Below are 18,749 nucleotides of genomic sequence, written 5' to 3'. Positions count from 1 at the left end.
TCCGCTTCACCAGCCCACCACCGCATCCCCCGCCACGCAACATGCAGTCAGCACCCACCCGCTCCCTTCCCCTGGCCGGGGCCACCAACTTCCGCGATCTGGGCGGCTACGCCGGCCATGGCGGGCGCACCGTCAAATGGCGGCGCATCTTCCGCTCGGACCACCTGGCGGGCCTCACCGCGCAGGACCGGGCCCTGCTGGCCGAGCTGGGCGTGGCCCGCGCGGTGGACTTTCGCGGCCAGGCCGAAAGCGCCGCGTATGCCTACGCGCTGCCGGGCATCAGCTACCACCCGCTGGCCATCGAGCCCACGGTGGTGCAGCGCGCGCTGGAACTGCAGCGCACCGGCCGCCAGCTCACCGCGCAAGACGCCGTGGCGCTGATGCAGGACACCTACCGGGGCTTTGTGCACGACAACGCGCATCGATTTGCCGAGCTGTTCCGCCTGCTGCTCGATGAAGGCAGCGCCACCCCGCTGGTGTTCCACTGCACCGCGGGCAAGGACCGCACAGGCTTTGCCGCCGCCCTCATCCTGCTGGCGCTGGGCGTGCCGCGCGAGGTGGTGATGCAGGACTACCTGCTCACCAACACCCTCTACCGCCGCCCCGAGGGGTTGGCCAGCCACGCGCCCGACGAAGTGCTGGCCGTGCTGTGGCGTGTGCAGGAGGAGTTTCTCAATGCAGCCCTGCACATGGTGGACACCGAGTTCCAGGGCGTCGATGCCTACCTGCGCGACGTGCTGGGCGTGAGCGCGGCGGCCCGGCAGGCGCTGGCCGCCCGCTACCTCGAACAGCCCTGACGCCGCCTTTCAGGCGCCCGCCAGGGAATCGCCCCCCTTACGCCAGGTGCGCCAGCAGATGGCGCCAGAAGTTCAGGCGCGCCTCCAGGGTCGAGACGAGGATGTGTTCCTGCAGCGTGTGGGCGCCGTCGCCGTCGGCACCCAGCCCGTCGAGTGTGGGCACCCCCAGGGCCGAGGTGAAGTTGGCGTCGCTGCCGCCGCCGGTCATGGGCGCATCTTCGAGCGCGAAGCCCGCATGCCGGGCCGACGCCTTGGCGCGGTCCAGCAGGGCCACCACGGCCTCGCTCTTGACCATGGGCGGGCGGTTCACCTCGACCTCGATGTCGAGTTCCATGTCCGCGCCCACCGGGCGCAGCGCCTGCATCTTGTGCACCAGCTCGTCGGCGGCCTGCAGGTCGGGGAGGCGAAAGTCCACCACGCAGCGGCACTGCGCCGGCACCGTGTTGGTGGCGGTGCCACCTTCGATGGTGCCCACGCTCACCGTCACGCCGCGCGCGTAGTCGGTCATGGCCTCCAGCGCCAGGATCTGGTGCGCCATTTCGCGGATCGCGCTGCGGCCTTTTTCATGCGCCACGCCCGCATGGGCCGCCTGGCCCTTCACGCCCAGGCGCAGCATGCCCGTGCCCTTGCGCGCGGTCACGCATCTGCCGCCATTGGCACGGGCAGGCTCGCAGACCAGGGCGTAGCGGGCATTGTGCGCAAAACGCTCGATGTGCACACGCGAAGCGTGGCTGCCGGTTTCTTCGTCGGGCACGACCACGAAGTCGATCGGCATCGCGCTGGCGCCGGCGGCCGCCAGGTCGCGCAGGGCCGTCATGGCCAGGTAGATGCCTGCCTTCATGTCGTAGCCGCCGGGGCCGTAGAAGCGGTCGCCCTCGATGCGGCAGGGGTTGTCGCTCAAGGTGCCCACCGGGTGCACGGTGTCCGAGTGGCCCAGGACCAGCAGCCCGGGGCGCGTGTCGCCGGCTGCGCGGTTGGTCACGTGCAGCAGCGGCCCCACGCGCTCGCCCAGTGGCGTCACGGTGGCCTGCAGTCCGCCTTCCAGGGCATAGCGGGCCATGTCGGCCACCATGGCCGCCACGCCCGCGGGCGAGCTGGTGGGTGACTCGCATTGCATCCAGGCGGTGATGCCGTCAATGAGCGTCTGTGTCGTGGCGGAGGTGGTCATGGCGGTGCAAGGTGGGACAGGGTGGTTCGGGGGCTCCGCCTGCTTCCCGCAGGACGGAGGGCTGAGGCCGAGGAGGTGCAGGCGGCGGGCGTCAGGCCGTGTGCTCGCCGGCCAGCCGGGCCAGTTGTGCAGCGTCGGGGAGGTGGCCGTGGAACCACAGGTGCGCGCAGACGGCCGACATGGCCTTGCCATCGTGGCCAATGCCCGCCACGGTGTGCAGCTGCCAAGCCAGCGGCAGGCCGCGGCGCACGGCCTCGGCCCGGGCGGTGGCGTAGTAGTTCAACGCGCGGGCATAGCGGTGCGGGCCCTGGCGCAGTGCCGCCGGTTCGGACGGCAAGTGCACGTCGGCCGTGGCGATGTCCTGGTCGCCCGCCAGGATGGTCAACGGGTAGGCGAACAGGCGCGCTAGGCTGCCGGTGTCCGCGGGGGTGCCGGCCAGGCCTTCGGGGAACGGCAGCTCCAGCAGCGGCAGCGTGTACCAGCCGGGGTTGCCCGCGGCCACACCGGCAAAGGTGCCGGGCGTGAGCACGCTCATCAGCCGGTGCACGAACTGCCCGCCGGCGGAGTGGCCGAACAGGTACAGCGGCTGCGTGGTCAACACGCCCGATGCCTTGAGCTCATCGACCAGCCGCGTCACGACGGTGTACGACCAGTGCCCGGGTGGGTTCGCCGGAGCCGTGTCGGCGTGGGCTTCGCGGTCGGCGGTGGCCAGCAGGTTGCCGTTGTTGTAGCTCACCACGTCGGGCCACTGCGCGTTCGAGAACGTGGGCGCGATGATGACCAGGCCATGCTCGTCGGCGGCGGGCATCCAGAAGTCGCGGTAGTCGTCGCCGTTGCGCATCACGCCGTGCTGCACCAGCACGATGGGGCTGTGGTCCGTGGCATGTGCGGGCCGGTAGGTGTTCAGCGTGATGGAGCGGCCACCGGGCAGGGGGCTGTTGCTGTAGTCCACCGCGTGGCGGCCCACCCGCTGCACGGCGTCGCGCAGCGATTGCAGATGAAGTTCGTTGGGCATAGGCAAGAAATGGGGCAGGGCAGCAGGCGGGGCGACATTGCCGTTGTCAGGCCGCTGCGGTGTTCAGGTGGCAGGCCGACCAATGGCCGGGGGCGATGGCTTCGAGCGCCGGTGCTTCCTCGCGGCAGCGGGCCATGGCGTGCGGGCAGCGCGGGTGGAAGGTGCAGCCCGGTGGCGGTTTCAGTGGCGAGGGAATCTCTCCCTGGATCGGCACGAACACGCGCTTGCGCCGCTCCAGGTTCGGCACCTCGGCCATCAGCGCCTGGGTGTATGGATGGTTGGCGCGCGCAAAAATCTCGGCCGTGGTCGAGATCTCGACGATCTTGCCCAGGTACATGATGGCCACGCGGTCCGAGATGTGGCGCACCACACCGAGGTCATGGCTGATGAACAGGGAGGTCAGGCCGTGCTGGGCACGCAGGTCCATGAACAGGTTGATCACCTGCGCCTGGATCGACACGTCCAGCGCCGCGACCGGCTCATCGCAGACCAGGAAGCGGGGCGACACCATCAGCGCCCGGGCAATGCCCACGCGCTGGCGCTGCCCGCCCGAGAGCTGGTGCGGCAGGCGGGTGCGGTACTCGGCGGCCAGGCCCACTTCGGCCAGCGCCCTGTCGACGCGTGCCGGTATTTCGCCGGCGGGCGCGAGTTTGTGCACGTGCAGCGCCTCGCCCAGGATCTGGTGCAGCCGCTGGCGCGGATTGAGCGAGGCCTGGGGGTCCTGAAACACCATCTGCACGCCCAGTGTGTAGGCCAGTCTGGCGGCCCGGTCCAGGCCGTCCACGGCGGCGCCCTGGTACAGCAGTTCGCCTTCGGTCTGGCGGTGCAGGCCGGCGACGATGCGGCCAAGCGTGGACTTGCCGCAGCCGGACTCCCCCACGAGGCCCAGCACCTCGCCCTGCGCAATCGCCAGGCTCACGCCGTTGACGGCATGCACGGTGCGCGGCTCGGGCTTCTTGCCGGCCAGCTCGAACACGCGCCCGATCAGGTCCTGCCTTTTGACAAAGCGCTTGTACACATTGCGCAATTCGATGACGGGAGGTGGTGCGGTGTGGCTCATGCGGCAGGGTCCAGGGCAACGAGGGGGGCAAAGCAGCGGTAGGTACGCCCATTCACCGTGGTGTTCTCCGGTTCGCCCGTGGCGCATTGCGCCAGGGCGTGCGCGCAGCGCGGCGCAAAGGCGCAGCCGGCGGGGCGGTTGCCCAGCATCGGCGCCATGCCGCTGATCTGCCGCAGGCGTCCGCCGGGCAGGGCGGCGCCGGGCAGCGAATCGAGCAGGCCACGGGTGTACGGGTGCACCGGGGCATCCAGCACCTCATCCACCGGGCCGGACTCGACGATCTTGCCCGCGTACATCACCGCGACCTTGTCGGCCAGCTCGGCGATCACGCCAAGGTCGTGGGTGATCCAGATGAGCGCCGTGCCGTGCGTGCGGCAGATCTCCTGCATGCGGTACAGGATCTGGCCCTGAATCGTCACATCGAGCGCCGTGGTGGGCTCGTCGCAGATGATCAGCTCGGGCTTGTTGAGCATGGCGATGGCGATCGCCACGCGCTGGCGCATGCCGCCCGAGAACTCGTGCGGGTAGTTGCGCAGGCGCGAAGCCGGGGCGGGGATGCCCACCATCTCCAGCGCCTCCACGCAGCGCTGGAGCGCCTGGGTGCGCGGCACGCTGGCATGGGTCTGGATGGCCTCGAGCATCTGCTCCTCGATGCGCAGCACCGGGTTCAACGTCATCAGAGGGTCCTGGAAGATCATCGCGATGCGGTCGCCGCGCAGCTGGCGCATCTGCTCCTCGCTCAGCTCGCGCAGGTTCCGGCCCTTGAACAGCACCTCGCCGGCGATCACCTCGCCGGGAGGGTCGATCAGGCCGAAGATGGAAAAGCCGGTGACCGACTTGCCCGAGCCGGATTCGCCGACCAGGCCCAGGATCTCGCCAGGCCCGATGGACAGGTCGATCCCGCTGACGGCGGGCCAGGCGCCTTCCTCGGTGTGAAAAACGGTGTGCAGGCCACGCACTGCAAGCAAAGGGGTTGTCATGGGCTTCTCGGGTCCAGCGCGGCGCGCAGGCGGTCGGCGATCACGTTGATCGCCAGGATGAGGGCCAGCAGGGCCAGGCCGGGGAACATGCTGATCCAGTAGTCGCCAGACAGCAGGTACTGGAAGCCGTTCGCGATGAGCAGGCCCAGGGATGGCTCGGTGATGGGCACGCCCACGCCCAGGAACGACAGCGTGGCTTCCAGCACGATGGCGTTGGCGATCTGGATGGTGGCAAACACCATCACCGGGCCCAGGCAGTTGGGCAGCAGGTGGCGCAGCATGATGCGCCAGGCCGGAAAGCCCAGGTTCTGTGCCGCCTCGATGTATTCCTTGCGGCGCTCCTGCAGCGCGCGGCTGCGCATGATGCGCGCGTAGTGCGCCCACTGCACCATCACGATGGCGATCACGACCTTGTCCACGCCGCGCCCCAGCATCGCCAGCAGCACCAGCGCCACCAGGATGGTCGGAAAGCCCAGGATGAAGTCCACGATGCGCATCAGCACGGTGTCGACCAGGCCGCCCACGTAGGCCGCGAGCAGGCCGATCAGGCTGCCGATCACGGTGGCCAGCGCCACCGCGGCCAGGCCCACGGTCAGGCTGATGCGCAGGCCATACAGGATGGCGCTGAGCATGTCGCGGCCCTGGCTGTCGGTGCCCAGCCAGTAGTGGAAGCCGTCCATGCTGGCCGAGCCTGGCGGCAGGCGCCCGTCCATCAGGTCCAGGGCGGCCAGGTCATAGGGGTTCTGCGGCGCCAGGAACGGCGCCAGCATCACCACCAGCAGCAGCACGACCAGCGAAATCGCCGAGCCCCTGAGGGACGGGCGGCTGCGCAATTGCTTGAGGATGGCCCGGCGGCGCGGCGTTTCCGTCAACGGGGCGTGGGGAGTGGGAGGGGATTCTGGAGTTTGCATAAATCGCTTGTGCCCGCTTTCCTATTCGGACTCTTGCAGCTGCACGCGCGGGTCCAGCGCCGCATACAGCATGTCCACCAGCATGTTGATCATCACGAAGATGAAGGTCACCAGCATCACGTACGCCACGACCACGGGGCGGTCGAGCTGGTAGATGCTGTCGATCAGCAGCTTGCCCATGCCGGGCCAGGCAAACACGGTCTCGGTGATGGTGGAGTAGGCGATCAGCGAGCCAAACTCCATGCCGATCACCGTGACCACCGGGATCAGGATGTTGCGCAGGATGTGGCGCGTGAGGATGCGGCGCGGCGTCAGGCCCTTGGCGCGGGCGAATTTCACGTACTCCTGTGTCTTGGCGTCCACCACGCCCGTCGCCGTCAGGCGCAGCACCAGCGCGATATTGGCCAGCGCCAGGTTCACGGCCGGCAGCATCACATGCGACCAGCCATCCGCCGTCAGCAACGACAGCGGCACGCCGAACACCGCCACCGTGTCACCACGCCCCGCGGCGGGCAGCCACTGCAGCCACACGGCGAAACACAGGATCAGCACCATGCCCTGCCAGAAGTTGGGCAGCGAAAAACCCAGCACCGAGCCCGCCATCAGCCCCCGCCCCGTGGGCTTGTCATTCTTGAGGCCGGCGACCAGGCCCAGCGGAATGCCGACCACGATGGTCAGCGTGATCGCCACCAGCACCAGCTCCAGCGTGGCCGGAATGCGCTGCACGATCAGTTCGATGGCCGGAATCCCGTGCACGAACGAGGTGCCCAGGTCGCCCTTGAGCGCGCGAAACAGAAAGCTCGTGTACTGCTGCCAGATGGGCAGGTCGAGGCCCAGGCGCTTGATCATCGCCAGGCGGTCGGCCTCGCTGGCCTCGGCGTTGACCAGCAGTTCGATGGGGTCGCCCACGGCATACACCGCAAAGAACACCACCAGCGACACCGCCAGGAGGACAAGAAGGCTCTGCATGAACCTTCGCAGGATGAAGACGAGCACTCAGGCACCCCCTTGCGAAATGGATGGAAGCCGCGCCACGGTGGCGTTGCAAAGGCCAAGGCGTGGGGGCCTGGACATGGCGGGCCTGCGACAACGCGGCGTGGCAAATAAAAATACGGAGTGCGCAAGCGCACCCCGTATCCGTCCACTGGCCGGCAGTGGCTTACTTGGCCTTGACCGAGGTGGCCAGCGTGTACTGGTCGCGGCGGCCTTCGTAGCTCAGGCCCTTCTTGAAGGCCCAGATGCTGCTCTCGAAGTGCAGCGGGATCAGCGCCACGTTGTCCAGGGCGAACTTGGTGGCGGCTTCCAGGCCGGCCTTGCGCTTGGCGGGGTCCACCGTGTCGGCGGCCGGCAGGTACAGCTTGTCGAACTCGGGGTTGTAGTTGGCGCCGTAGTTGCTGGTGCCCTGGCCCTTGGGAGCGTCCAGCGATGCCACCCACAGCTGGAACAGCGCCGACGCCTCGCCCGTTTCCGCGGGCCAGCCGCCCATGGGCAGGCTGAATTCGCGCTTGGCGCGCTTGGGGAAGTAGATCGACGCGGTCATCGCATCCACGTTGGTCTTGATGCCGATGCGCGTGAAGTACTGCGCCACCGACTGGGCCACCTGGGCGTCGTTCACGTAGCGGTCGTTGGTGGATGACAGCGTCAGCTCGAAGCCGTTGGGGTAACCGGCTTCGGCCAGCAGCTTCTTGGCGCCTTCGGGATCGAACTTGATCTCGGGGGCCTGGGGCAGCGCGCCGAACATGCCGTCGGGCATGTACTGGTAGGCGGGCGTGGCCATGCCGTCCATGATGCGCTGCACGATGGCCTTGCGGTCGATGGCCATGTTCATGGCCCGGCGCACGCGCACATCCTGCAGCGGGTTCTTGCCGTCGGCGGCCTTCACCAGGGGGCTGGGGTTGCGGCCGATGTCGGGCTGCAGGAACACGAGGCGCGTCGATGGCGTGGCGACGAAGTCGAACTTGGCGTTGTCCTTCACACGCGTCAGGTCGCGCGCGGCGGGGTTCTCGATCACGTCGTAGTCACCCGACAGCAGGCCCGTCAGGCGCGGGCCGGCGCTGGGCACCGGCACCATCTTCACCGTCTTCCAGTGGGGCTTCTCGCCCCAGTAGGCTTCGTTGCGCTCCAGCTGGATGCCGGTGCCTTTGACGTAGGACTTCATCAGGAACGGGCCGGTGCCGATGGCGGTCTTGCCGGTATTGAAATCGGTCACGGTCGGCCAGGCGCCGGTCACGCCGCAGCCCGTCTTGGGTGCGAACGCGAGCTTGCCGCCCTGGGCAATACCGCTCCACAGAATCGGCAATGAACGCGCCATTTCGGCGGGCAGCAGCGGCAGCGGCGCCACGGTCTTGATGATCACGGTCAGGTCATCGGGCGTCTTCACGTCGGTGATGCGCTTGGTGGTGTCGGTGTACGACTCCGAGACGTTGGTCTCGTTGTTCAGCGTGCGGCAGATGGTGAACAGCACGTCCTTGGACGTGAACGGCTGGCCGTTCGAGAACTTGACGCCGGGGCGCAGCTTGAACTCCCAGGTCAGGTCGTCCAGGTTCTTCCACGACGTGGCCAGCGAAGGGATCAGCTCCATCTTGGCGTTGCGCGCCACCAGCGAGTCATAGACATGGGCCGAAAAAGCATCGTTGGCCGTCATCTTGTGATAGTGCGGATCGGCCGCGGTCGGCTCGGCCGCCAGCGCGATGGTGAGCGACTGCGCCTGCACAACCCCTGCCCCACCTACCGACACCACCACGCCGCTCGCCACGGCCAGCACGGTCTTTCGAAAACCCATGTTCATTTCAGCTTCCTTGTTTCATCTACAACCGGGGGATACATGCAGCGAAGTCGAAAGGCAGCCGCCGCACGGCGCCGCTGCCGCAGCGCGCCGGGACTGCGGTTGACCGTGGCACGGCAGCGCAGCGGCTTCGCATTCGCTATGCATGCATATTATCTGGTCAAAGAACCGGAGCCACTAGGGTATTCCGCATGGACCGGATTCTCCGGGAGGCGGCGCCCACTGCCCTTCCTGCCGCGCTGTGGTGGCCACAGCGCCTTTCACACCACGACCGACGCCCCCGTCGCATAGAACTGCCCGCCCGCCACGTAGTGCAGCGTGCGCAGCTCCTGGGGTGCGGTGTCGAACTCCCAGTGCCCGTTGCGGAACACGCGCTCGTCCGCCCAGGCGGCCACCACTTCGCCGATGAAGAGGTCGTAGGCCTGCTGGTTGTGCGGCTCGGGGATGGCGCGGCACAGCAGCCAGGCGGCGCAGCCGTGCACCAGCGGGGTATTGGCGTGGCCGGGGGCGTGGAACAGCTCCACGCCGTGCTGCCGCAGTTTGTCGGGGTGGGTCTTGGCGCTGTCGGTGCCAATGGCCACGGTCATCGCCGCCATGGGCACGGTGGGCAGCTGCAGCGCGAAGGCGCCGCTGGCCTCCACCAGTTCGCGCGTGCGCGTGGCCTTGTCGAGCACCACCGTCACCTTGGGCGGGGAAAAGTCCAGCGCGCAGGCCCAGGCGGCCGCCATCACGTTGTCCTGGCCGGCGTGCGCGGCAGACACCAGCACGGTCGGGCCGTGGTTGAGCAGGCGGTAGGCCTTGTCGAGGGGGACGGGGGTGAAGTGGGCGGTGGGTGGCATGGCGGGAGGGTGAATGCTCTCTAATTGATAGCTGATGGCGGTGATTGAATGTGCGCTCCAGGGCATTTTGGCTTGAAAAATGCCAGGCTGCAGCGTGTTCGCCGGCAGTGGTGCCCCCGCGCGCCGTGCAGGCCACTCACTCCACGCAGGCGCTGCCCGCGCCACGGTCTGCTGGGCGACAGCGCGCGGGTGCGCAGCCGGTAACATCCCTTCGCCCATCAACCGCCCCATCGGGGCCCAGCGGAGACAAAAAAGTATGTTCAGTCATGTGATGGTCGGTGTGAACGACCTGGAGGTATCCCGAAAGTTCTACGACGCGCTGCTCGGCACCATCGGTGTGCCCCCTGGCGTCGCCAACAAGAACCGCTACTTCTACCGGGGCCCCTCCGGCACCTTCTGCATCAGCACCCCCATCAATGGCGAGGCCGCCACCTTTGCCAACGGCGGCACCATCGGCTTTGCCATGCAGTCGCCCGAGCAGGCCGATGCGTTCCATGCGGCGGGTGTCGCCCACGGGGGCACCACCTGCGAAGACCCGCCCGGCTACCGCGAAGGCCCCGGCGGCAAGCTGTACCTGGCGTACCTGCGCGACCCGGACGGCAACAAGCTCTGCGCGCTGCACCGCCCCCCAAAGGCATAGTCAACGGACTGGGCGGCAGGCGCGGCGCTTGTGGCGCTGCAGCCAGCGTGTGGCCCCCCGCACGCCACGGCATGCGGCGGCGGCCATGGCGGCGCTGGCCGCCAGCATGGCCAGGGTGTGAACGCCCAGTGCGGCCAGCGCCAGCAGCAGGGGGGTGGATGCGGCACCGCCCCCTGCTGCGCCACCGCCCAGGCACAGCGGCGCCAGCGCGGGCACCAGCATCAGCCCCGCGCCGTGGGCGGTGGCCGTCCCAAAGGACCACAGGGCCAGGCCCGCGGGCCCGGCAGGCCCGCGGATGCCGGGCGGCGCAGTATGCCCACGCAGGTGGGCCAGCACCACCACCGCGCACAACCCGCCCGCCACCGCCAGCAGCACGGGCCGGGCCAGCGGCAGGCCCCACACCGCCGTGGCGGCCACCAGCGCCACCGAGGCCAGGTGCCCGGTGGCCAGGGGCAGCACGGTGCGCAGCGGGATGCCGTGGTCGTGCGTCCGCAGGCCCCAGGCCGCCGCCAGTCCCCATCCCGTGGCAGGGTTCATCCCATGCAGGGCGCCCAGCGCGGCGGTGGCGAGCCAGGGCCAGAGGGTGTCCATGGCCGTGGGGCGGTGTTCAGCCCCGTGCGGCGCAGCACGCGCCCGGTGCCGGGTGGGCCTGGCTTGCCTGCGCAGCCGGAGCGGCCGGGGTGCGGGCGGCGTCGGCGGGCGCGTAGCGGTCGTGGTGGCGCACCCAGTCCATGGGGTAGGCCGGGTTGGTTTCGTGGCGCCCCAGCGGCGTCAGGTCCAGCAGCTGGTAGGTGCCCATCATGGCCTCGACGCCGCGCCCGAAGGTCGAGTAGGTGTGGAACACCTCGCCCGCATCGTTGCGCACAAACACGCTGATGCCCGGTGCCTCCTCGGCGGGGAACGGCCGCATGCCATAGTTGTAGAAGACCTCGCCGTTCTCCCGTGCGCGCTGTTCGGGCGTGAAGCTCACGGCGAAGTCGTGGTTGAAGTCGCTGCCGTGCGACGACACCCAGCGGAACCGCCAGCCCATGCGCTCGCGAAAGCGCTCGATCTCGGCCAGCGGCGCGCGCGAGATGGCAAGCACCGACACGTCGCGGTGCTGCAGGTGCAGCTCCATGCCACCCAGGTGGTCGGCCATGAACGAGCAGCTGGGGCAGCCTTGCTCCCACCCCGGGCCGAACATGAAATGCTGCACCAGCAGCTGGCTGCGGCCGTCGAAAAGGTCGGCCAGGGCGCGCGGGCCCTGGGGCGTGTCGAAGGTGTAGCGCTTGTCCACGCGGGTCCAGGGCAGCGCGCGGCGCTCCTGGGCGATCTCGTCGCGCAGGCGGGTCAGCGCCTTCTCGCGGGCCAGCAGGGTGTGGCGCTGGGCCAGCCATTGGCGGGCGGAGACCACGGGATGTTGTTGTGTGGGGGCGTTCATGGAGGGCTCCTCGATGGGGTGGCGGGTGGGGTAGAAGAAGGGATGGGCTCGCGGGCGGGCCAGGCGCACCTGTCCCCGGCCTGCGGCCCGCGCGGAAGGCGCGGCGCCGGTGCAGGGCCCGTGGGGTGCACGGCGATGGGCGCGGCGCGCGGCCGCCCCGTTCAGGCGCGGGGCGCCCCGGGCCGGCGCACGGCGCGCACCTTGCCGCTGCTGCCGCCGCCGGCGTAGAACAGGCCGGCCCCGTCGGACTCGAGCCCGCTCACGCCCATGCCCTGCGGCAGGTCCAGCTGCTGCAGCACGGCACCGCTGGCGGGGTCGATGTGGCGCAGCGTGCTTTCGTCGCCCTCCCAGGTGCCGTGCCACAGCTCGCCGTCCACCCAGGTCACGCCGGTCACGAAGCGGTCGGACTCGATGGTGCGGCGGATGGCCCCCGTGGCGGGGTCGATCTGGTGGATCTTGCGGTCGCGGTACTGGCCCACCCACAGGCTGCCTTCGGCCCAGGTCAGGCCCGAGTCGTTGCCGCCGCCCGGCGCGGGGATGGTGGCCAGGACGCGGCCGGTGGAAGGGTCGATCTTGTCGATGCGCGCCTCGGCGATCTGGTAGAGGTGCGTGCCGTCAAAGGCCGTGCCCGCGTCGCACGCCACGTCGAGCGTGCGGGCGGTGGTGCCGCTGGCGGGGTCGAAAGCCACCAGGTGCTCGCCCGTGGCGGCCCACACGCGCTGGCCGTCGTGCGTCACGCCATGGACCGCCCCGGCATCGCCGAACGGTCCGTACTCGCGCACCACCTGGGCGGGCTGGCGCGAGGCGATGGGCATCTGCCGGTGCGGCGGCGGGGTGTCGCCCACCTGGCTGCTGCAGGCTGCGTCGCGGGGGGCTTGTGGGGTGCGGGTGATGGTGGTCATGGCTGGGCTCCTTCAACGGTTGGTGATGCCACTTTAGGGAATCGGCTGCGCCGTGGGGAGTAACAAGATCGTCGTGAATCCGACGAGCGGCGCCGCCAGCCAGCGGCGGGCGCGGGCCTGGCCGATGGCGCGCACCTGGCCGCCGGCCTCCAGCTCGGCCAGCGCGCGCTGCACGGTGCGCTGGCTGTCGCCCAGCGCCAGCGCCAGGGCCGATGTGGACCACGCGGCGCCGTCGGACAGCAGCGCCAGCAGCGCGCCCTGCGCGCCATCGACCGGCGGCGCGAGCACGGCCACCCCGCGGCCCCCCTGGGGGCGCAGCACGAAGCCGCGTGCGGTGGCCTCCACGCCCGCCAGCGGTGCCATCAGCGCGCGCAGGCGCCCCATTTCCACGCGGAGGCGGGCGCGGTGGGTCTCGTCGGGGTGGCGCGTGCGGAACACGTCGGCGATCAGCGTATCGCGGTCCGCGTCGCCCGGCCACGCCTGGGCCAGCGCGCGCACGAGTGCGAACAGCACCGGCCGGCGCGCCAGCGGGTGCCACGCGCCGCCCGCCTGCACGCCGTGGCGGCAGGCGTCCACCACCAGTGTGTCGCCCGCTGCGCGCAGCGCCGCCACGTCCCGCAGCTGCAGCAGGTGCTCGGTGCCCGGCCCCAGGCGGCGGGCCGCGGGCTGCTGGAGCAGCGTGCGGGCGTGGGCCACCTCGGCCACCAGGGCGGGCACCCCGGCGTGGCCGGCCGCCTCGGCGGCCCGCTGCAGCGCGGCGTCTGCGGCGTCGATGTGCAAGGCGCGCAGGGCCAGCTCTGCGGCCGTGAGCGCGGCCACGGCGGCCAGCGGCGCGGGCAGCTGGGCCGGCATGCCCGCCGCCTGGATGGCTGCGAGTGCGGCGGAGGCCTGCGCCAGCCGCCCCAGCAGAATCAGCCTGCGGGCCGCCACCAGCCGGGCCTGCAGGGCGTTGATCGCGTCGCCATGGGCCTGCAGCGTGTCGGCCGCCGCCAGCAGTGCCTGGCCCTGGCCGCCCAGGTCGCGCAGGGCCAGCGCCACCTCGGCCTCGGCCACCGCGCAGCGCGCGCGGGCCCGGGCCTCGTGGGCGCCAAACGCGCGGCCCGCCTGCCGCAGCAGGTCGCGCGCGCGGGCCAGCTCACCCAGCTGGGCCATGGCGATGCCGCGCAGGGCCAGCGCGGGCGGGTCGTCGCGCAGCGCCACGCGCTTGAGCGCGCCCAGCGGGTCCCCGGCGGCCAGCGCGCGTGCGGCGGCGGTGATCAGCGAATCCATGGCGACAGCCTACACGCAGCCGTGCGCCAGGGCCGTGCGCGGCCGGGTGGGGGATACTCGCCCGCTTCACACCCCCGGCCGCCGCGGGGGGCCCCCACGGCCTAGACACAAGGACCCCCATTGAAATCCGCCAGCGCCACCACCTTCGACGAGGCCTACTACCAGCGCTACTACTTCGACAAGAAGACCAGCGTGGTGGACCCGGACCATGTCGAGCGCCTGGGCACGTTCGTGTGCAGCTACCTCAAGTACCTGCGCGTGCCGGTGCAGCGCGTGCTGGACGTGGGCTGCGGCATCGGGCTGTGGAAGGACATCGTGGCGCGGCATTTCCCGCTGGCCACCTACCAGGGCGTGGAGTTCAGCGCCTACCTGTGCGAGCGCTTCGGATGGCAGCAGGGCTCGGTGGTGGACTACGCGGCCGGCGAGCCGTTCGACCTCGTCATCTGCCAGGGCGTGCTGCCCTACCTGAGCCCGCCGGACCTGAAGGCCGCGCTGCACAACCTGGGGCGCCTGAGCCGCGGCGCGCTGTACGTGGAGGCCGTCTCGCGCGAGGACTACGAGCGCGACATCATCGACGAGGATCTGACCGATCCGCGCCTGTTCCGCCACCGCGCCGAGCTGTACCGGCGCGGCCTGCAGGAGGGCGCGATCGAACTGGGCGGCGGCGTGTGGCTGAGCCGCCAGGCCCAGGTACCGCTGTTTGCCCTGGAACAGGCGGGCGGGCAGTGACGCATTCCCCCGCGAACCCCGCCGCGCCGCACGCGGTGGCGCGCCTGCGCGCCGAGCGCCTGGCGCGCAGCGCCAAGCCCTTCCTGGCCCGGGGCGGCCCCAGGGGCGAGCGCTGCGCGGGCTGCCGCCTGGTGCCCAGCCACTGCATCTGCGCGCTGCGGCCCGTGCTGCCCACGCGCGCGGGCATGTGCCTGCTGATGGCCGACATCGAACCGCTCAAGCCCAGCAACACGGGCTGGCTGATCGCCGACGTGGTGCCCGACACATTTGCCTTTGGCTGGGCTCGCACCGAGGTGCACCCCGGCCTGCTGGCGCTGCTGTCCGACCCGCAGTGGCAGCCGTATGTGGTGTTCCCCGGCGAGTTCGTGGCGCCCGGGCGCGTGGTCACGCAGGTGGCCATGCCAGAAGGCAAGCGCCCGCTGTTCGTGCTGCTCGACGCCACCTGGCCCGAGGCCCGCAAGATGTTCCGCAAGAGCCCGTACCTCGACCTCCTGCCCGTGCTCAGCCTGCAGCCCGAGCAGCTCTCGCGCTACCACCTGCGCCGGTCCACGCGCAGGGACCATTTCTGCACGTCCGAGGTCGGCGCCCTGTGCCTGGAGCTGGCGGGCGAGGCGCATGCCGCGCAGGCGCTGGAGGCGTACCTGGACGTGTTCACCACCCACTACCTCGAGGCCAAGCACCAGCGGCCCGTGGATGCGGGCGACGCGGTGCACCAGCGGCTGGCCGCGCTTCGCGCCCGGGACGCGGGGGCGCTGTAGCCGCGCATCGCGTACCACGGGCCTAGCGTGCGGCCGCGTCCGCCGCCATGCGGCCTTGCACGGCCCGCGCGACACCCTCCGGCTCCAGGTACGGGCTGCACGACTGGTACAGCGCAAACTTCTTCTCCGCGGGCGCCCCCACCAGCTCGGCGGACACCTCGGGCGCGGATTGCCTGAGCGCTTCCAGGTGGAAGCCGCCCTCTCCGGGGTGCAGCTCCACGGCGGCCGCGATCATCGCCGCCGCTGCTGCGCGCATGCCTTCCTGCCGGGGTTTCGCCACGCCGAGCGACAGCCCGTTGAACACATTGCCGCAGCGGATGAGGTCCAGGGCCACCGCCTTGCGGGCGCCAGCCTGCGCGGGCGTGCCTTCGCTGCCGTGCATGCCGTCCAGGTAGGCCTCCACGTCCAGGGGCGGATGGCCGGGCGCGCACGCCCCCTGGTACCTGCCGGCAAAGGCCTTCTTCGTCATCATCATCGGCGGGCCCGCGGAAGCCGCCATGCTGCTGTCGATGACGAGCTGGTCGCCGTCGGCGTGCACCGTGAACCGGTAGCGGTGCGGGGCGCTGACGCCCAGGGCCGGGCCCGTGCAGCTGGCCGCCCAGGTTTCGTGGCCGGGCATCGGCCGGGCGGACTCGCTGAGCGTGCAGTCCACGCCGCGCTGCTGCAGGGCGAGTTTCCAGGCGGCGGCCGTGAGGCGGGCCATGTGCTCCGAGGTCACGCACACCACCGCCGGGCCGCCGAGTGCATCGGCGTACGCGCCCGGGCGGAACCCGGCCGCCGCCGCCGGCTGCGCGGCCCCGGCGCACCCACAGGCCAGCAGGCACCCGAGCAAGACGGCGCGCAGGGCAGGGGCTGGGGGCGCAATGGCGAAGGGCATGGGGAAGGTCTCCGGGGAGCTGGGCGCGGCGGGGAAGGGATGGTGTGCCCACGGGGGCGGGCAGCCGCCGGATTGTCGTTCAGCACGTGGCGCCCGCCGCGCCCGCCCCCACCCGCCAAGGCCGTGCACCGGCCATGCGGCGACAATGGTCCGCTTCCCCTCTAGCGCACAGGCCCGATGAAAGCACCCCCCAGACTCCAGTCCCTCATCGAGGAAGGCCTGATCGACACCGTGGTCCGGCAGCTCATGAGCGGCAAGGAGGCCATGGTCTACGTGGTGCGTTGCGGGGACGACACCCGCTGCGCCAAGATATACAAAGAGGCCAACAACCGCAGCTTCCGCCAGGCGGTGGACTACACCGAGAACCGCAAGGTCAAGAACTCGCGCTCGGCCCGCGCCATGGCCAAGGGCAGCAAGTTCGGCCGGCAGGAGCAGGAGGCCGCCTGGCAAAGCGCCGAGGTCGATGCGCTGTACCGCCTGGCCGCCGCGGGCGTGCGCGTGCCGCAGCCCTATAACTTTCACGACGGCGTGCTGCTGATGGAGCTGGTGACCGACGCCCACGGCGACGCGGCCCCGCGCCTGAATGACGTGAGCTTCACGCCCGAGGACGCGCGCACCCACCACGCCACGCTGGTGGCCGAGGTGGTGCGCATGCTGTGCGCAGGCGTCGTGCACGGCGACCTGTCGGAGTTCAACATCCTGCTGGCGCACCTGCCCGGCGCTGATGGCGAAGGCGGCGAAGGCGGCCACGATGGCCCCGTCATCATCGACCTGCCCCAGGCGGTGGACGCCGCCGGCAACAACCATGCCCAGCGCATGCTGCTGCGCGACGTGGCCAACCTGCGCGACTTCTTCGGCCAGTTCGCGCCCGAGCTGCGCAGCACCCAGTACGGCCCCGAGATCTGGAGCCTGTTCCAGAGCGGCCTGCTCGACAACGCCACGCCGCTCACGGGCCGCTACGCGCCGGACCATGCCGACGTGGACATGCAGGCGGTGCTGCGCGAGATCGACGACGCGCGGGCCGAGGACGCGGCGCGCAGGCTGCGCATGGCCGCGGGCTGAGGCGTCCTTTCAGCGGCGGCCGGGCCCGCCAGCGCGCGCCGGAGCGGCAAACGCGCGGCTCAGGTAGCGCGACCCGCGAAGCCCGAAGCGCCACGGCACATCGACCGCCTTGGAAATGCCGATGCGCGGGCCGGCCACCACGCCGACGGGGTGGTGGCCGGGGGCGCCGGCCGCATCGGGCTCCAGCAGCGCGAATGGCGGCTGGTGCAGTGGCCGTCCGTTGAAGCTGGCATCGATGCCCAGCGCCTGGGCCAGGCGCCCGGGGCCCGCGCACAGCAGATGCACGTCCTCCAGCCCGCGCCGCGCCTGCATGGTGCCGATGCCGTGGGTGGGCTCCAGCGCGCGCAGCAGCACGCCGGCGCCGTGCCCGGCCTCGCGGCACACGGTGTTGATGCACCAGTGCAGGCCGTACGAGCGGTACACGTACGCGCAGCCCGGTGGCCCGAACATGGCGGCGTTGCGCGCGGTGGGCCCGCCAAAGGTGTGCGATGCCGGGTCCGACTGGTCGTAGGCCTCGGTCTCCACGATGCGGCCGCCCACGCCGTCCACGAGCAGCGTCACGCCGATCAGGCGCCGCGCCACCTCGTGCGCGGGGGCCGCGAAATCGATGGCGGCCCGCACGAGCGGCGGGCCGGGCGGGGGTGTTGCGGGCAGGTGCAGGGCGTGCGAAGGGGCGCGGGGCATGCGGGCAATGCTATCGGGGCGCCGGGGAGGGCGTCGCGGCGGGTGATCCCGGGCTTCCGTGCGCCACGGCCTACGTCCCCGCAGCCCGAGGCAGCGCCGGTGCGTCCCGTCGGGCCGCAGCGCCCCCGGCGTGCGGCACAATCGCGCGCTTTTCCTGCCTCTGCCCCCCGTGCGCGGCCACCCCGCGTGCCGCCCGCCGTCCTGTCCGCCTTCACGCCCATGCCCCTGCCCGAGATCCTCATCCGCGACTTTCGCCCCGGCGATGAAGCCCTGCTGCACGCCGTCTTCCACGCGTCGGTGCACGGCCTGGCCGCGAGGCACTACACCCCCGGGCAGCTCGCGGCCTGGGCACCCCCGCAGCACGACGCCGCGCAGTGGGCCGCCCGCATGCGGGCCAACCAGCCCTTCGTCGCCCAGGCCGCGGACGGCAACGCCATCGCGGGGTTTGCCGACCTGCAGCCCACGGGGTACATCGACCAGTTCTTCGTCGCGCCCGACTGGGCCGGCCAGGGCGTGGCCCGCGCGCTCATGGCGCACATCCACGCGCAGGCGGCGCGGCGCGGCATCGCGCGGCTGCATGCCGATGTGAGCCTGGCCGCCGAGTCCTTCTTCGCCGCCAGCGGCTTCGAGGTCCTGGCACGCCAGCACGCCGAGCGGCAGGGCGTGGTGCTGCGCAATGCGCGCATGGCCAAGCTGCTGGGGCCGCATTAAGCTCTTGTTTTGATAGCTTGCTGTGCCGGTCCATCCAGCGCCGGCGCGCTGCCGAGCCTGTGGCGGGGAGTGGTTCGGGCGCCGTGTTTCGCCCGGGCGTGCGCGGGTGGCTTACAGTAGCCGCCCCGCAGCATGCAATCCC

The 18,749-nt window shown here is 71.0% G+C and carries 20 protein-coding genes; 6 read left to right on the top strand and 14 right to left on the bottom strand.

Annotated elements, in window-relative coordinates; genetic code table 11:
- Positions 1 to 41 precede the first annotated feature (41 nt).
- The gene (locus tag AC07OC_RS10065; RefSeq protein WP_218339468.1) at positions 42 to 797 is read left to right on the top strand and encodes a tyrosine-protein phosphatase; all 756 of its coding nucleotides are present in this window, start codon (positions 42 to 44) and stop codon (positions 795 to 797) included.
- A gap of 37 nt (positions 798 to 834) precedes the next feature.
- Here AC07OC_RS10065 and AC07OC_RS10060 read toward each other — a convergent pair whose 3' ends face one another.
- The 8 genes from AC07OC_RS10060 to AC07OC_RS10025 form a co-directional block, all read right to left on the bottom strand.
- A complete protein-coding gene (locus AC07OC_RS10060; RefSeq protein ID WP_494596866.1) occupies positions 835 to 1,965 on the bottom strand; it encodes a M20 family metallopeptidase in 1,131 nt (376 codons plus the stop codon).
- 91 nt (positions 1,966 to 2,056) lie between these two features.
- Complete coding sequence (locus AC07OC_RS10055; RefSeq protein ID WP_494601090.1) at positions 2,057 to 2,980, bottom strand: alpha/beta hydrolase family protein; 924 nt, start codon at positions 2,978 to 2,980, stop codon at positions 2,057 to 2,059.
- A gap of 46 nt (positions 2,981 to 3,026) precedes the next feature.
- Entirely contained in the window at positions 3,027 to 4,040 is a 1,014-nt protein-coding gene (locus AC07OC_RS10050; RefSeq protein WP_218339471.1) for an ABC transporter ATP-binding protein, read from the bottom strand.
- Entirely contained in the window at positions 4,037 to 5,020 is a 984-nt protein-coding gene (locus AC07OC_RS10045; protein ID WP_494601088.1) for an ABC transporter ATP-binding protein, read from the bottom strand. Before AC07OC_RS10045 ends, AC07OC_RS10050 begins: the two co-directional genes overlap by 4 nt.
- Complete coding sequence (locus tag AC07OC_RS10040) at positions 5,017 to 5,931, bottom strand: ABC transporter permease (protein WP_218297197.1); 915 nt, start codon at positions 5,929 to 5,931, stop codon at positions 5,017 to 5,019. Before AC07OC_RS10040 ends, AC07OC_RS10045 begins: the two co-directional genes overlap by 4 nt.
- A gap of 21 nt (positions 5,932 to 5,952) precedes the next feature.
- Positions 5,953 to 6,927 carry an ABC transporter permease gene (locus AC07OC_RS10035; protein WP_492806619.1) on the bottom strand — a complete coding sequence of 325 codons (975 nt, stop codon included), beginning with the start codon at positions 6,925 to 6,927 and terminating at the stop codon, positions 5,953 to 5,955.
- A 163-nt stretch (positions 6,928 to 7,090) separates the two neighbouring features.
- Positions 7,091 to 8,713, bottom strand: coding sequence for an ABC transporter substrate-binding protein (locus tag AC07OC_RS10030; protein WP_494601423.1), 1,623 nt, complete (start codon positions 8,711 to 8,713; stop codon positions 7,091 to 7,093).
- Positions 8,714 to 8,976: 263 nt separating this feature from the next.
- Entirely contained in the window at positions 8,977 to 9,555 is a 579-nt protein-coding gene (locus AC07OC_RS10025; protein WP_494601086.1) for a flavin reductase family protein, read from the bottom strand.
- A gap of 256 nt (positions 9,556 to 9,811) precedes the next feature.
- Here AC07OC_RS10025 and AC07OC_RS10020 point away from each other — a divergent pair, with 256 nt between their 5' ends.
- The gene (locus AC07OC_RS10020; protein ID WP_218297200.1) at positions 9,812 to 10,195 is read left to right on the top strand and encodes a VOC family protein; all 384 of its coding nucleotides are present in this window, start codon (positions 9,812 to 9,814) and stop codon (positions 10,193 to 10,195) included.
- Here AC07OC_RS10020 and AC07OC_RS10015 read toward each other — a convergent pair whose 3' ends face one another.
- The 4 genes from AC07OC_RS10015 to AC07OC_RS10000 all read right to left on the bottom strand — a co-directional run bounded on the left by AC07OC_RS10015 (position 10,196) and on the right by AC07OC_RS10000 (position 13,786).
- Positions 10,196 to 10,786: a hypothetical protein gene (locus AC07OC_RS10015; RefSeq protein WP_494596859.1), complete on the bottom strand. Its 591-nt coding sequence runs from the start codon at positions 10,784 to 10,786 to the stop codon at positions 10,196 to 10,198.
- 16 nt (positions 10,787 to 10,802) lie between these two features.
- The gene (locus AC07OC_RS10010; RefSeq protein WP_494601084.1) at positions 10,803 to 11,615 is read right to left on the bottom strand and encodes a DUF899 domain-containing protein; all 813 of its coding nucleotides are present in this window, start codon (positions 11,613 to 11,615) and stop codon (positions 10,803 to 10,805) included.
- 161 nt (positions 11,616 to 11,776) lie between these two features.
- Positions 11,777 to 12,430, bottom strand: coding sequence for a Vgb family protein (locus tag AC07OC_RS10005; protein WP_218339512.1), 654 nt, complete (start codon positions 12,428 to 12,430; stop codon positions 11,777 to 11,779).
- Positions 12,431 to 12,550: 120 nt separating this feature from the next.
- Positions 12,551 to 13,786 (bottom strand): helix-turn-helix domain-containing protein, encoded by a 1,236-nt coding sequence (locus tag AC07OC_RS10000; protein ID WP_494601082.1) that lies wholly within the window; start codon positions 13,784 to 13,786, stop codon positions 12,551 to 12,553.
- Positions 13,787 to 13,906: 120 nt separating this feature from the next.
- On the opposite strand from AC07OC_RS10000, the gene AC07OC_RS09995 reads away from it, so the two are divergent.
- Together AC07OC_RS09995 and AC07OC_RS09990 are read left to right on the top strand one after the other, a co-directional pair.
- Positions 13,907 to 14,515 (top strand): class I SAM-dependent methyltransferase, encoded by a 609-nt coding sequence (locus AC07OC_RS09995; RefSeq protein WP_218298088.1) that lies wholly within the window; start codon positions 13,907 to 13,909, stop codon positions 14,513 to 14,515.
- Positions 14,512 to 15,273, top strand: a complete 762-nt coding sequence (locus tag AC07OC_RS09990; RefSeq protein ID WP_218298087.1) for a tRNA-uridine aminocarboxypropyltransferase — start codon at positions 14,512 to 14,514, stop codon at positions 15,271 to 15,273. Before AC07OC_RS09995 ends, AC07OC_RS09990 begins: the two co-directional genes overlap by 4 nt.
- A gap of 22 nt (positions 15,274 to 15,295) precedes the next feature.
- On the opposite strand, the gene AC07OC_RS09985 is transcribed toward AC07OC_RS09990, so the two are convergent.
- Positions 15,296 to 16,150: a DUF3617 domain-containing protein gene (locus AC07OC_RS09985; protein ID WP_218341730.1), complete on the bottom strand. Its 855-nt coding sequence runs from the start codon at positions 16,148 to 16,150 to the stop codon at positions 15,296 to 15,298.
- Positions 16,151 to 16,327: 177 nt separating this feature from the next.
- Between AC07OC_RS09985 and AC07OC_RS09980 the strand changes: the two genes are divergently transcribed.
- Positions 16,328 to 17,212 carry a PA4780 family RIO1-like protein kinase gene (locus AC07OC_RS09980; protein ID WP_218298085.1) on the top strand — a complete coding sequence of 295 codons (885 nt, stop codon included), beginning with the start codon at positions 16,328 to 16,330 and terminating at the stop codon, positions 17,210 to 17,212.
- Between the two features lie 9 nt (positions 17,213 to 17,221).
- Here the strand turns inward: AC07OC_RS09980 and AC07OC_RS09975 are convergent, their stop codons facing one another.
- Positions 17,222 to 17,896, bottom strand: coding sequence for a DNA-3-methyladenine glycosylase (locus AC07OC_RS09975; protein WP_218341731.1), 675 nt, complete (start codon positions 17,894 to 17,896; stop codon positions 17,222 to 17,224).
- Between the two features lie 219 nt (positions 17,897 to 18,115).
- Between AC07OC_RS09975 and AC07OC_RS09970 the strand changes: the two genes are divergently transcribed.
- Positions 18,116 to 18,607, top strand: a complete 492-nt coding sequence (locus AC07OC_RS09970) for a GNAT family N-acetyltransferase (RefSeq protein WP_218298095.1) — start codon at positions 18,116 to 18,118, stop codon at positions 18,605 to 18,607.
- The last annotated feature ends 142 nt before the right edge of the window (positions 18,608 to 18,749 follow it).

The sequence above is a fragment of the Acidovorax sp. GW821-FHT10E04 genome (assembly GCF_059415185.1).
This window is presented reverse-complemented; position numbering and strand designations above follow the sequence as displayed.

Coding starts and splice junctions, on each gene's coding strand:
- AC07OC_RS10065 (WP_218339468.1), top strand. CDS start 42: ATGCAGTCAGCACCCACCCGCTCCCTTCCCCTGGCCGGGGCCACCAAC.
- AC07OC_RS10060 (WP_494596866.1), bottom strand. CDS start 1,965: ATGACCACCTCCGCCACGACACAGACGCTCATTGACGGCATCACCGCC.
- AC07OC_RS10055 (WP_494601090.1), bottom strand. CDS start 2,980: ATGCCCAACGAACTTCATCTGCAATCGCTGCGCGACGCCGTGCAGCGG.
- AC07OC_RS10050 (WP_218339471.1), bottom strand. CDS start 4,040: ATGAGCCACACCGCACCACCTCCCGTCATCGAATTGCGCAATGTGTAC.
- AC07OC_RS10045 (WP_494601088.1), bottom strand. CDS start 5,020: ATGACAACCCCTTTGCTTGCAGTGCGTGGCCTGCACACCGTTTTTCAC.
- AC07OC_RS10040 (WP_218297197.1), bottom strand. CDS start 5,931: ATGCAAACTCCAGAATCCCCTCCCACTCCCCACGCCCCGTTGACGGAA.
- AC07OC_RS10030 (WP_494601423.1), bottom strand. CDS start 8,713: ATGGGTTTTCGAAAGACCGTGCTGGCCGTGGCGAGCGGCGTGGTGGTG.
- AC07OC_RS10025 (WP_494601086.1), bottom strand. CDS start 9,555: ATGCCACCCACCGCCCACTTCACCCCCGTCCCCCTCGACAAGGCCTAC.
- AC07OC_RS10020 (WP_218297200.1), top strand. CDS start 9,812: ATGTTCAGTCATGTGATGGTCGGTGTGAACGACCTGGAGGTATCCCGA.
- AC07OC_RS10015 (WP_494596859.1), bottom strand. CDS start 10,786: ATGGACACCCTCTGGCCCTGGCTCGCCACCGCCGCGCTGGGCGCCCTG.
- AC07OC_RS10010 (WP_494601084.1), bottom strand. CDS start 11,615: ATGAACGCCCCCACACAACAACATCCCGTGGTCTCCGCCCGCCAATGG.
- AC07OC_RS10005 (WP_218339512.1), bottom strand. CDS start 12,430: ATGCCCATCGCCTCGCGCCAGCCCGCCCAGGTGGTGCGCGAGTACGGA.
- AC07OC_RS10000 (WP_494601082.1), bottom strand. CDS start 13,786: ATGGATTCGCTGATCACCGCCGCCGCACGCGCGCTGGCCGCCGGGGAC.
- AC07OC_RS09985 (WP_218341730.1), bottom strand. CDS start 16,150: ATGCCCTTCGCCATTGCGCCCCCAGCCCCTGCCCTGCGCGCCGTCTTG.
- AC07OC_RS09980 (WP_218298085.1), top strand. CDS start 16,328: ATGAAAGCACCCCCCAGACTCCAGTCCCTCATCGAGGAAGGCCTGATC.
- AC07OC_RS09975 (WP_218341731.1), bottom strand. CDS start 17,896: ATGCCCCGCGCCCCTTCGCACGCCCTGCACCTGCCCGCAACACCCCCG.
- AC07OC_RS09970 (WP_218298095.1), top strand. CDS start 18,116: ATGCCCCTGCCCGAGATCCTCATCCGCGACTTTCGCCCCGGCGATGAA.